Genomic DNA, 11478 nt, shown 5'->3' with positions numbered 1-11478 from the left:
CCGACCGGGCCGACCACGCCCCGTCCGCCTCCGCGGTACCCCCTACGGTGATCAGATCGCCACATTGAGCCGTTAACGCACATCGGGGTGAACGGGCACGTGGACTGGTTGAACGCTCAGAACGTCGTGGCCATCCTCGCCGCCGTGCTCGGCGTCGTGGCCTCCTTCGCCGGCGTCTGGTATGAGCGCCGGGTGCTGCGCCGCCGGCGGATCGGCTACCGCGTGCAGATGGACATGCCCATCGGCCGCGACAACCGTCACGGGCGGGGTCGGGCGGACATCCGGCTCGGCCTGTTCAGCGACCTCCCCGACATGTCCGATGCCACCCTCGTCCTCCTTCGCATCGCGAACGACGGCGCGCAGAGCATCGCCGACACCGACTACACCCGCCGTGCTCTGCACGGGCTCGCCGCCGTCTTCACCGAACGGATCGTCCGGGGGGTCGCCGTCACCGAGCCCGAAGACGAGCACCTCCTGGACCATTTCACGCCGTCGAATGGCATGGCGCACGACGGCGACACGGTCCACCTCCCCCGGGTCCCGCTCAACCGGGGCCAGCATTACAAGCTGCTGGTGCTGCTCAGCGGCGGCAGCGGCGGCAGTGAGGTCCGGGTCACCGGCGGGATCCGCGACGGCGTCGTCGCGCGCAACCGGAGTACCACGGTCGACGACAAGTCGCCCCTGTTCAGCCGATTCTCCCGCGCGATCATCATTGGGCTCACCCTCGGCATCGTCGCTCTGGCGGTCATCATTGTCTCGGGCCAGGACGCCGTCCCTGCCCCCGTGGCGATCCGCCCTCCCACCCCGCCTCCCCTCGGCTGCGCCACGGGACGCCTCACCGTCAACGGTTCCACGGCCTTCGCGCCTGTCGTGCAGGAAGTCGCCCGGAGATACCAGACGGACTGCCGAGGTTCGACGGTCACGGTCGCTGCGCAGGGCAGCAACAAGGGGGTGCAGGACCTCACGAAGGCGGGTGCGGCTGCCGCGAGCGGGTCCCCGACCGTCCTCACGGTCTACGACGGCCAGCCGGAGAGCCGCGCGCACCTCTCCGGGCTTTCGGTCGCGCTGTCCACCTTTGCCGTCGTGGTGAACAACCAGGTACCGCTGCCGGGGCTCACCAGCACCAGCATCCGGAGCATCTACCGGGGGGACATCGCCAACTGGAACCAGCTCGGCGGACCGGACCTGCCCATCCGGCTCGTGAGCCGGGGTGCCGACTCCGGAACCCGGGACGTGTTCCGGAGTCGCATCCTCGACGGAGTCGGCGAACCGGCCCTCACCTCCCAGGACTGCCTGCACACCAGCTCCCCCCGGGACAGGGTTATCCGCTGTGAGCGCGACGACACGGAGGGGGTGCTGAGTACCGTCGCCACGGTGCCGGGCGCCATCGGGTACGGCGAGCTTGAGGCTGCCGGCGCCGTCCACGGGCTGCACACCCTGGCCCTGGACGGACGTGCGCCCGTGGACGGGGCGACCGCCGGCAGTCCGCTTTATCCCTTCGTCGAGATCGAACACGCCTACACCTACGGTGAGAGCCGCCCGCGGGCTCCCTCGTCGCCAGCTTCCGCAACTATCTGGCCAGGGGCAGCGGTCAGGACGTGATACTGGCGGCCAAGGGCCGCCTGCCCTGCTTCAGCCCGGAAACCGGCAGTGCGGGGAGATGCCAGGAGGATGATCTCAGCCTCCGGCCGGCGGACTCCGCGTGGCCGGGACGTGGCCGGGACGATAAGCGACTGCCACGTCAGGTGGGGGTGCCGCCGAGGGCGGACAGGACGCTGCGGCCGAGGACGCGGGCCAGGCGCTGGACCGGCCAGCCCTTGGACTCGCGCAGGTCGACGATCACCCGCTCGTCGAACGTCGTGATCCAGACGAGCACGGCGTACTCGACGTCCTGGTCGGGCAGCTCTCCCTGGTCGATGAGGTCGCGCACGATCGGTTCGAGCGCGGCGTAGAGCGCGCCGGTGGGCTCGTCGCCGAGGTGGACGCGTTCGAGGAAGCCCCGCCAGCTGCGGATGTGCACCGCGGCCGGGCCCCAGTCCGCGGCCTGCTCGGCCCACCGTTCGCAGGCGGCATCGAAGCGCCGGCGGGGGGTCCAGGTCGGCGGCACCGACTGCAGCCGACCGGTGAGCCGGTCGGTGAGCTGCAGGAGGAACTCGTGGTGCGCGTCGTGGATCGTCTCGAAGTGCCGGTAGGCGGTGGCGGTGGCCACGCCGCCGCGGCGGGCGAGTTCGGGCAGGCCGAACGTGGGGCCGGACTCGGCGAGCAGTTCACCGACCGCGGCCAGCAGCCGGTCGCGGGTCTCCTGGGTGTCCCGCCGCAGTCCCGGTCTCGGACCCACCATCCGCTCCCCCTCGTCGCGTCGACGCGCACCGACATCAATGTTAACCCATAACCTGGGAAGTTGATCTCATGTTTCGCGCCTTGACAGCCATCCGGGCTCACCCCAAGACGTTGGGAACACGCGAAGATCTTCCCATGTCTGCGAGGAGATCGCCGAAACAACCCCTTTCACCGGCTCCCTGAAAGTGATGGTCACATGACCGTTACCGCTTTGACACCCGGGCCTCGCGTCCGCGGCCGGCGCGGCGGACGCGTTCTCGCGCCGGCCGTCGCCTCCTGCCTGGCCGCCGCGATCTCCCTGGCAGCCTGCGGATCATCCGGCAGCGACGGCTCCCCGGCGGACGCCGGCGCCTCCTCCGCCGCCACCGCGAAGACGGTGCACGTGGGCGTGCTCCAGCTCGCCAGCGCGACCGTCATCGACCAGACCGTGGCCGCTTTCGAGCAGGAACTGAAAACAAAACTCGCGCCGCGACCGGTGAGTTCCGACGTGAAGAATGCTCAGGATGACCAGAGCCTCATCACCAGTATCGCCCGGGGTTTCGCGCAGTCCGATTCCGACGGCGTCGCCGTCATCGGCACCCCCGCCGTCGTCGCCCTGGCGCAGCAGACCCAGGACAAGCCCGTCTTCGCCCTGGCGATGGGCGATCCGGTCGGCGCGAAGGTCGCGCAGAGCCTCGAACGGCCGGGTAAGAACGTCACCGGCAGCGTCGACTACGTCGGCCCGGCCGTCCTGCTGCGGTCGATCATGAAGATCAGTCCGGCGCCGAAGCGCATCGGAACGATCTACGACCCGTCCAACCAGAACATGCAGGTCTGGATCAAGGCGCTGCGCGCCGCGGTGGCGAAGTACCCCGGGGTGAGCGTGGTGGAGTCGACGATCTCCGGCGCCCAGGATGTGCCGAGTGCCGCCCGCAGCCTCACCGGGCGGGTCGACGCCGAGCTCATCGGACCCGACGCCACCGTGCTGTCCGCGCTGCCCGTCGTCGGCTCGGCCGCGGCCGGCTGCCGGTCTACGTCTGCGGCGGCGACGCGACCGTCGCGGGCATTCTGGCCAGCATCGGCCCGGACTACCCGACCCTCGGCCGCCTCGCCGCCGACGCCGCCGCCAAGGTGCTGACGGGCACGCCCGCCGCCGAGGTGGCCTTCGGGCAGCCGTCGGGGGTCGAGTTCACCGTCCAGAAGGCCACCATGACCAAACTCGGGATCACGCTGCCACCGGACCTGCTGACCTCGGCGACGGTCCAGTGATGACCCAGATCCTGCTGGACATGCTGGTGACCGGCCTGCCGTTGGTCCCGGTGTTCCTCGGCATCTACACCGTCTTCCGGCTACGCGCGGACTTCGACCTCACCGTCGAGGGCAGCTTCGTCCTCGGCGGCGCGGTGTGCGCGCTCACGCTGGTGCACGGCTGGCCGAGCTGGCTCGCCCTGCTGGCGGGCACGGCCGGCGCGGCCGCCGCCGGCGGCGTCACAGCGCTGATCCACCTGCTGCTGCGGGTTCCGGTGCTACTCGCCGGCCTGGTGATGAGCATCGGGCTGTTCAGCGTGAACCTGCACGTGCTCGACACCCCCACGCTCAGCCTCGGGACGGTGGGCACGCTGTTCAGTGGCTTCGGCTCGCTGTCCGGCCGGCAGGCCGACCTCGCCACGTCCGGGGTGATGGCCGGCGTGGTCGCCGCGGTGCTCGTCGCGTTCGGCCTGTTCCTGCGCACCGAGCTGGGACTGGCGCTGCGGGCCACCGGCGTCAACGCCCGGATGGCCCGCAGCCAGGGCGTCAACGACCGCCGCCTGACCGTGCTGGCGCTCGTGCTCGCCAACGGCCTGGCCGGGCTCGGGGCGAGCCTGGCCGTGCAGTACCAGGGCTACGCCGACGTCAACATGGGCGGGGGCACCTTCGTCGCCGGGGTCGGGGCGGTGCTGCTCGGCGAGCTGTTCGTCCGGCCGTCGGGGTCGAAGCTGGTGCGCATCGTCGGCTGCGTGCTGGTCGGCACGCTGGCCTACCGGTTGGTCCTCGTGACGGCGCTGCGGGTGGGGCTGCCCGCGGGCGACCTGCGGGGGGTCACGGCGCTGACGCTGCTCGTGGCAATCGCGGCCGAACGCTACCTCGGCGCTCTCGGCGGCCTCACCCGCATGCTCGCCCGCAACGCCCGTTCGGCAACCACACCGGCCCGGCAGGAGGCCGCCTGATGCTACGGCTGGCCGACATCGACCTGATCTACAACGCCGGCCGGGTCGACGAGGTGGTGGCGCTGCGCAATCTTAGCGTCACCTTCGAACGCGGGCAGTTCGTGACCGTCGTCGGCACGAACGGCGCCGGCAAGTCGAGCCTGATCCAGACGATCTCGGGCGCGGCCCGCCCGACCCGCGGCCGGATCCACCTCGACGACCGCGACGTCACCCGGCTGCCCGACCACCGCCGCGCCGGCTGGATCGCCCGGGTCTTCGACGACCCCCGGGCGGGCACCGCGCCGGAGCTGTCCATCGAGGACAATCTGGCGCTGGCGATGGCCCGCGGGCGGTCGCGCGGGCTGCGGTTCGCCGTGACCGCCCGGCGTCGCGCCGTCATGCGCGAGCACGTCGCCGGCCTGGGCCTCGGGCTGGAGAACCGGCTCGCCGACCGCGTCGGGCTGCTTTCGGCGGGCCAGCGCCAGAGCCTGACGATGGTGATGGCCGCCCTGAGCGCACCGTCGGTGCTGCTCCTGGACGAATACCTGGCGGCGCTGGACCCGGAGACGACCGCCACCGTGCTCGCGCTGACCACCGAGCTGGTGCGCGAGCTGGGCGCCACCACGGTGATGATCACCCACAACATGGATCACGCGCTCGCCCTGGGCGACCGGCTGCTGGTGATGAGCCGGGGCCGGGTAATCGCGGACTACGACGGGACGGAGAAGTCCGAGATGACGGTAAGCGGGCTGATCGACAGGATCACCGGCGCCGGCGACGCGCTGAGCGACCGCAGCGCGCTGATCGAGCAGGGGGCCCGACCCCGGCCGCGGCCGGGGTCGGCCAGACGGAGATCCCATCGGACGGGGTCGGATTGGTCGGGGGCGAGAGGGGCGATCCGATCGCCGGACGGTTCCCGACGCTGACGGAAATCCGGGCGGCGGCGCAGGCGGTGCTGCCCCGCGACGTGTGGGACTTCCTCGCCGGCGGCGCCGGGCAGGAGTCAACGCTGCGGGCCAACCGCGACGCGTTCGCAGGCTGGCAGTTCCGCCCCCGGGTGATGACCGGCCACCCGCTGCCGTCCACCGCCACCACCGTGCTCGGCCTGCCGATGCACCTGCCAGTGCTGACGGCGCCGTTCGGCACCGACGGGTTCTTCGACCCCGACGGCCACCTCGCCGTGGCCCGGGCGAACGCCCGGTGCGGGACGTTGAGCATCGTGCCCGAGGCGGACACCCACTCGATCGAGAGCGTCGCCCAGGCCGCCCCGGCGGCGGCGCGCGTGGCGCAGCTGCATCCCATGGGCACCGAAGACAACTTCGTGCGCATGCTGGAGCGGATCGAACGCGCCGGCTACGCGGCCGTGTGCGTGACCGTCGACTGTCCGACCGCCGGCTGGCGCGAGCGCAACCTGCGCAACCGTTTCACCGTCGACCTACGGATGATCACCGGCAACTACCCCGCCGGGCGGCGACGTCGCGGCCCAGGACGTCTTCGGCCAGTTCTTCGCCCGCGACGAACCCGTCTGGACCTGGGAGCGGCTGGCCCGGCTGATGCACCACACCGACCTGCCGTGGATCGCGAAGGGCATCCTCACCGCGCACGACACCCGCGCCGCCATCGACGCCGGCGCCGCCGCCGTGCTCGTGTCCAACCACGGCGGGCGCCAGCTCGACGGCACGCCCGGCGCGCTCGACCAGCTCCCCGAGGTCGTCGCCGCCGCCGACGGCCGCATCGAGGTCCTGCTCGACAGCGGGGTGCGCTGCGGCACGGATGCCGTGAAGGCTCTGGCCCTCGGCGCGCGTGCCGTGATCATCGGCCGGCTGGCCGCCGGTCTGGCCGCGGGCGGCGAGGCCGGGGTGGCCCGCGTCCTCACCCTGCTGCGGGAGGAGATGGTCACCGTGCTGACCCTGCTCGGGCACGGGTCGGTGACCGAGCTGACTCCCGAGGCCCTTCAGCGGAGCCGGCCGTGATCACAAGGGTGCCCGGTCAACTGCCGTCGATCTCGGGCGCTGCCTGCCACGGCGACCTCGTCGTCACCTCCGGCGTGATCTGCCCGGATCTGCTGCTCCCCGGCATGACGCCCGCCACCACGCCGGACATCCGGCGCCAGCTCGACGGCGCCCTGCAGGCGTTGCGCGACGTCCTGCGGGAGGCGGGCAGCGACCTGCAGTACGCGTTGCGGGTAGAGGCGTACCTGGCCCGCCCGGACCACGCTGGTGACCGGTTTCGCGCTCCCCGTCGTGCTCGTCGAACTCCAGGCGATCGCCGTCCGCGCCCCCGCGGAGGTGCGGACGCAGTGACCGCGGGCCGTGCGGCGGGGGAAGACTGTCGGGATGGAGGTTCTCAGCAGTCGCATCCTGATCAGGCCGACCGATCCGGGGCGTAGCCGCCGTTTCTACCGGGACACCCTGGGGCTTGCGATCTACCGTGAGTTCGGGCCGCCGGACGATCCCGGCCTGGTGTTCTTCCTGGGGCAGAGCCTGCTGGAGGTCTCCGGCCGCGCGGAGCGCCCGACGCGCGCGGCGACCCCCGGCGACGCGGCCGAAGCTCGGGGCACGGGTGAGCCGGCGGGTGGGACCGGGGCGCAGGTCCGCCTGTGGTTGCAGGTGCGCGACCTTGCCGCCGAGCATCGCCGGCTCGCTGCCGCGGGGGTGCCGATCGTCCGCGCGCCCCAACGGGAACCGTGGGGGCTCGACGAGATGTGGATCGAGGACCCGGACGCGATCCCCATCGTGGTCGTCGAGATCCCGCCCGAGCATCCGCTGCGCCGCGACCAGCGTTAGGACCGCGTTCCCCGGAGACGGGTCAGGGCTCATACCGCCCCGCGGCGGCGTTCTTCTGGCGTCGTGGGATCCTCCGGCGGCTCGGAACCGGGCCCTTCGCCTGGAGCCCAGACCGTCCGGTCCACCAGGCCGTGAGGGCAGCGTCCGGAACCGTCCTTGGACGATGCCCGGACACCCCGGACGCCAGCGAGTGCCGCGCCGCGGGCCCGGCGGCACTGCCGACAGGCAGTAACAGAGATCATCGGCACGATCTTCGCCGCGCCGACGTCCTCGCTCACTTCTTCACCCGCCCACTGCCACCACACGCCGTGCACTTCGTGACAGCATTCCCAGCGAACCGGCCGTCCTCGTCGAACTCCTGCCGGCCCGTCTCCACCTCTCCCTTGCCGTCGCAGGCGGAACACGTGCCGAACTCGACCGGTTTGTCCCCGGTGTTGCCGCCGGCCTTCCGCCTGTCCGGGTCGCTGTCGTCGCGGACCACGGGCGGCTTGCCGCCGCGCTTCGTGCCACCCCTGCCCGACGACGCCCCGCCGTCGGTGTTCCCCCGCTTGTTCCACACCATAAGGTTGCCCTCCGTCCGCAAACGACGCCGTACCGCATCGACCGTAACCCCGGAATCAGCAGAAGTGACAGGATCGACATGGGAACAGTCGGATCTGTTACCGTCCGGCGGCGGCGCCAGTGAGAGCCTGCCAGTCCTCGAACCGGGTCCGGGCGAGTAGGGCGTCCGGGCCGGGGAGCAGGGTGCGCTCGTCCAGCCGGGCGCCGAAGTAGCGGGCCTGCGGGTCGGCCACCACCGGGCGGGGGTCGCCGCGGCGGGCGAGGTGGCGGCGGACGAACTCGTCGAGGCGAAACTGCTCCGGGCCGGCCACCTCGACGATGCCCATCACCGGTGCGGCGGCGGCGGTGACGCCGAGGGCGGCGACGACGTCGTCGGCGGCGATCGGCTGGACGGGCGCCGGCGCCAGGCGGACCGCGCCGGCCATGGTGGCGGCGTCGGCGATGCTGGCGACGAACTCGAAGAACTGCGTCGCCCGGACGATCGAGTACGGCAGGCCGCCCTGCCGGATCAGCTCCTCCTGGGCGATCTTGGCTCGGAAGTAGCCGCTGGCGGCCAGCCGCTCGGTGCCCACCACCGACAGCGCTACCAGGTGCCCGACGCCGGCGGCGGCCGCCGCGGCGAGGATGTTCGCCGTCGACGTCCGGAAGAATTCCAGCACGGCCCGGTCCTCGAACGACGGCGCGTTGGACACGTCGACGACGACCTCGGCGCCGGTGAGCGCCTGGGCCAGCCCGTCGCCGGTCAGGGTGTCGACGCCGGAGCTCGGCGAGGCGGCGATCGCGGTGTGCCCGTGCCCGACCAGCCGGCGCACGAGCTTCGCGCCGATGAGCCCGGTCCCGCCGATGACGACGATCTGCACTGTGGATCTCTCCCCTTCGTACCAGGGCGGGCCGGTTGACCGCCCTGCGGAGGCAGACGGGGCGGCCCGCCGATCCGTGACACGCCGCCGCCCCTAGCCTGCGCACTTAGCGCCTCCACATCATGACTCCAAGTGGATGGAAGGGCGGTGTGGCACCGCGGGTTGCGCACCTGCAGGCGAGCCGGGGGCGACGGGCAAGATGATCGTGACAAGCGCGCCACCGCCGGGGGCGTTGACGGCCTCGACGGTGCCGCCGTGCGCGGCGGCGATCGCCGCGACGATGGACAGGCCGAGTCCGGCGCCGCCGTCGCCGCGGCCGCGGGCGGCGTCCGCGCGGCGGAACCGTTCGAACGCGTGCGGCAGGAAGTCGGCGGGGAATCCCGCGCCGTGGTCGCGGACCCGGATGACGACCACGTCGGGTGGCCCGTCGGCGTGCCCGGACGCGCGGTCGCCGCGCAGTTCGACGGCGCTGCCGGGTGGGGCGTGCCGTGCCGCGTTGGCGAGCAGGTTGTCGACGGCCTGGCGCAGCAGGTCCGGGTCGCCGAGCACGGTCAGCGGCCGGTCGGCTGCGGGCACGGCGACGGTCAGGCACAGCTCGCGGGAGTCCGCGTAGCCGGCGGCGGCCCGCACGGCACGGTCGAGTACCTCGTCGAGCGGGACGGGCCCGCGCCGCACACGGCCCCCGTCCATCCGGGCGAGGGTGAGCAGGGACTCGGCGAGGCGGATCAGCCGTTCGGTCTCTTCGCCGGCGGTGTGGATCGCCTCGCGCAGCTGCGCCGCCGAGCGCCCCGGCCGGGCCGCGAGTTCCAGTTCGGCGCGCAGCACGGTCAGGGGGGTGCGCAGCTCGTGGCCGGCGTCGGCGACGAAGGCGCGGTCGCGGGCGCGGGCGGCGTGCAGCCGGCCGAGCAGATCGTTCATGGTCCGGGCGAGGGCGGCGATCTCGTCGCGGGTGGGGGGCACCGCGAGCTGGAATCCCGTGTCCGCCTCGCGGTCAGCCGGGTTGCCGGGTGCGGAATGCACCATGGCCAGGTCCGAGGCGGCCATCGCCGCGGCCTGGCGGCGCATCCGGTCCACCGGGCGTAGCGCGGCGCTGGACAGCAGCCAGGCGGCGAGGCCGGCCAACGCGATCAGCGGCGCCGTCGCGGTGACCATCACATTGCGCACCCGGTCTTCGGCGCGGTCGGTGAGATGGGTCGGCGTGCCGACGATGGCGATCATCGTGCTACTGGCGACGCCGGGGGTGGCGGTGCCGGGGGTGGCGGTGTGCACCGGGATCGCGTACAGGCGGGCCTCGCCGACGCCGCGGGCCCGGCCCGCCTCACCGTTGATCCACAGTGGCCGAGAGCGCGCCCGGGTGAGCTCGTCACCGGTCAGCAGCGGACGGGTGCCGGCATCGTCGGAGGAGGCGATCGTCCGCCCGTCGGGGGTGAGGATCTGCGCGATCGAACCGCCCCCGGCGAGCAGGGCCGTCGCGTTCCCGGTGGGGCGTCCAGGCGGCACGCCGCCGGCGGCGAACCGGTCGGCGAGGCGCACGCTGAGCACGTCCGCCCGGGTGCGCAGATCCGCGTCGACGGCGTCGCGCAGGTTCGCCCGCAGCAGCAGGTAGAACAGGAACCCGGCGAGCAGGAGGACCAGCGCGGTGCCGAACGCGAACAGCAGGGTCAGCCGGACCCGCAGCGGCACGCCGGGCTACCTCCCGTCGTTGCCGGCCGGCGGCGTCCGGTGTCCGCGGACGTCGGCTCTGCGGACGTCGGCTCCGCGGACATCCGCTCCGCAGTCGGCGGCGGCCCGCTCGAGTGGGACGCACAGCCGGTAGCCGACGCCCCGGACGGTCTCGATGAGGGAGGGGTCACCCACCCGGTCGATCTTGCGGCGCAGGTAGCGGACGTACTGGTCGACGATGTTGGACGTGGCGTCGAAGGCGTCGTCCCAGACGTGCTCGGTGATGTAGGTACGGGTGAGCACCTCGTCGGGGTGGCACAGCAGCAGGGCGAACTCCTTCGCGGACAGGTCCACGGGCGCCCCGTCGCGCCAGGCCCGGTGGCCGGCCGGGTCGAGTTCCACCGCGCCGACGCGCAGCACGACGGGCCGGTGCGCCGCACCGCGGCGGACCGGCGCGCGCAGCCGGGCGGTGAGCTCGCCGAAGCTGAACGGTTTGGGCAGGTAGTCGTCGGCGCCGGCGTCCAGGCCGCGGATGCGGTCGTCGACGTCGACGCGGGCGGTGAGCATGAGCACCGGTGCCAAGCGATGGCCGGCGCGCAGCCGGCGGCACACCTCGAAGCCGTCGATGCCGGGCAGCATCAGGTCGAGAACGATTGCGTCGTAGGCAGTCTCGGTGGCCCGCCAGACGGCGTCGATCCCGTCGCCGACAACGTCGACGGCATACCCCTCCTCGACGAGGCCCCGGCGCAGCACCGCGGCGGTGCGCACCTCGTCCTCCACGACCAGAACCCGCATGGGCCGATCGTAGGACCCGGCGGATGTGAGGGCGATTTGACATCCTCCCGGTCCTGGAGGATCGGGATTCCAACTACGAAACCGGGGCTTCGTGTCGAGGTTCACGGACGTTCGGGCGCCTGCGCGCCGTCGGCACTCCGGCACGGGCGGTGCGCCCGGCCCGTTTCGCAACGGGCTGTCCTGCCGCGACGTTCCGTGCAGCGTTGACGTCCGCATTGCAGGTGAAATCGCAGTGGACACAGGAGAAGACGGCTTGGCTCTCGCGCGACTTCTTCTCGATCCCTCCGCAGGCACTGAGCCATTCCCGGC

Annotated in this window: 14 protein-coding genes and 1 pseudogene; 9 read left to right on the top strand and 6 right to left on the bottom strand. The window is 72.6% G+C overall.

The genetic code is table 11. The features are described from left to right. Positions 1-108: 108 nt before the first annotated feature. The gene (locus G6R25_RS16565) at positions 109-1602 is read left to right on the top strand and encodes a PstS family phosphate ABC transporter substrate-binding protein (protein WP_336501698.1); all 1494 of its coding nucleotides are present in this window, start codon (positions 109-111) and stop codon (positions 1600-1602) included. Between the two features lie 139 nt (positions 1603-1741). Here the strand turns inward: G6R25_RS16565 and G6R25_RS16560 are convergent, their stop codons facing one another. Next, positions 1742-2341: a TetR/AcrR family transcriptional regulator gene (locus G6R25_RS16560; protein ID WP_163553720.1), complete on the bottom strand. Its 600-nt coding sequence runs from the start codon at positions 2339-2341 to the stop codon at positions 1742-1744. 195 nt (positions 2342-2536) lie between these two features. Between G6R25_RS16560 and G6R25_RS27565 the strand changes: the two genes are divergently transcribed. The 8 genes and pseudogenes from G6R25_RS27565 (at position 2537) to G6R25_RS16530 (ending at position 7291) form a co-directional block, all read left to right on the top strand. Continuing rightward, on the top strand, positions 2537-3457 hold the full coding sequence (locus G6R25_RS27565; RefSeq protein ID WP_268904161.1) for an ABC transporter substrate-binding protein: 921 nt from the start codon (positions 2537-2539) through the stop codon (positions 3455-3457). Beyond that, entirely contained in the window at positions 3343-3588 is a 246-nt protein-coding gene (locus G6R25_RS29000) for an ABC transporter substrate binding protein (RefSeq protein ID WP_328591904.1), read from the top strand. Before G6R25_RS27565 ends, G6R25_RS29000 begins: the two co-directional genes overlap by 115 nt. Beyond that, the gene (locus tag G6R25_RS16550) at positions 3588-4526 is read left to right on the top strand and encodes an ABC transporter permease (protein ID WP_163553719.1); all 939 of its coding nucleotides are present in this window, start codon (positions 3588-3590) and stop codon (positions 4524-4526) included. Before G6R25_RS29000 ends, G6R25_RS16550 begins: the two co-directional genes overlap by 1 nt. Then, a complete protein-coding gene (locus G6R25_RS16545; protein ID WP_235948739.1) occupies positions 4526-5431 on the top strand; it encodes an ABC transporter ATP-binding protein in 906 nt (301 codons plus the stop codon). The genes G6R25_RS16550 and G6R25_RS16545 overlap by 1 nt, the downstream gene beginning before the upstream one ends. 26 nt (positions 5432-5457) lie before the next feature. After that, positions 5458-5901: pseudogene (locus G6R25_RS30675) on the top strand (alpha-hydroxy-acid oxidizing protein); the annotation flags it as partial. 157 nt (positions 5902-6058) lie between these two features. Next, a complete protein-coding gene (locus tag G6R25_RS28995; protein ID WP_268904160.1) occupies positions 6059-6478 on the top strand; it encodes an alpha-hydroxy-acid oxidizing protein in 420 nt (139 codons plus the stop codon). Beyond that, positions 6475-6894, top strand: a complete 420-nt coding sequence (locus G6R25_RS16535) for a RidA family protein (RefSeq protein WP_163553718.1) — start codon at positions 6475-6477, stop codon at positions 6892-6894. Before G6R25_RS28995 ends, G6R25_RS16535 begins: the two co-directional genes overlap by 4 nt. Continuing rightward, entirely contained in the window at positions 6842-7291 is a 450-nt protein-coding gene (locus G6R25_RS16530) for a VOC family protein (protein WP_136447935.1), read from the top strand. Before G6R25_RS16535 ends, G6R25_RS16530 begins: the two co-directional genes overlap by 53 nt. A gap of 274 nt (positions 7292-7565) precedes the next feature. Here G6R25_RS16530 and G6R25_RS16525 read toward each other — a convergent pair whose 3' ends face one another. The 5 genes from G6R25_RS16525 to G6R25_RS16505 all read right to left on the bottom strand — a co-directional run. Then, complete coding sequence (locus G6R25_RS16525) at positions 7566-7853, bottom strand: zinc finger-like domain-containing protein (RefSeq protein ID WP_136447936.1); 288 nt, start codon at positions 7851-7853, stop codon at positions 7566-7568. A gap of 97 nt (positions 7854-7950) precedes the next feature. Then, the gene (locus G6R25_RS16520; RefSeq protein WP_163553717.1) at positions 7951-8712 is read right to left on the bottom strand and encodes an SDR family oxidoreductase; all 762 of its coding nucleotides are present in this window, start codon (positions 8710-8712) and stop codon (positions 7951-7953) included. Positions 8713-8832: 120 nt separating this feature from the next. Continuing rightward, positions 8833-10395: a sensor histidine kinase gene (locus tag G6R25_RS16515; protein ID WP_163553716.1), complete on the bottom strand. Its 1563-nt coding sequence runs from the start codon at positions 10393-10395 to the stop codon at positions 8833-8835. Positions 10396-10401: 6 nt separating this feature from the next. Next, positions 10402-11169 carry a response regulator transcription factor gene (locus G6R25_RS16510; protein ID WP_163553715.1) on the bottom strand — a complete coding sequence of 256 codons (768 nt, stop codon included), beginning with the start codon at positions 11167-11169 and terminating at the stop codon, positions 10402-10404. A 73-nt stretch (positions 11170-11242) separates the two neighbouring features. After that, on the bottom strand, positions 11243-11478 hold a 236-nt coding region (locus G6R25_RS16505; RefSeq protein ID WP_163553714.1), incomplete at its 5' end, for a zinc ribbon domain-containing protein.

Source organism: Candidatus Frankia alpina (genome assembly GCF_902806485.1).
Taxonomy (GTDB): domain Bacteria; phylum Actinomycetota; class Actinomycetes; order Frankiales; family Frankiaceae; genus Frankia; species Frankia alpina.
Note: the sequence above shows the minus strand (reverse complement) of the source record. Positions and strands in the feature narration are given on the sequence as shown.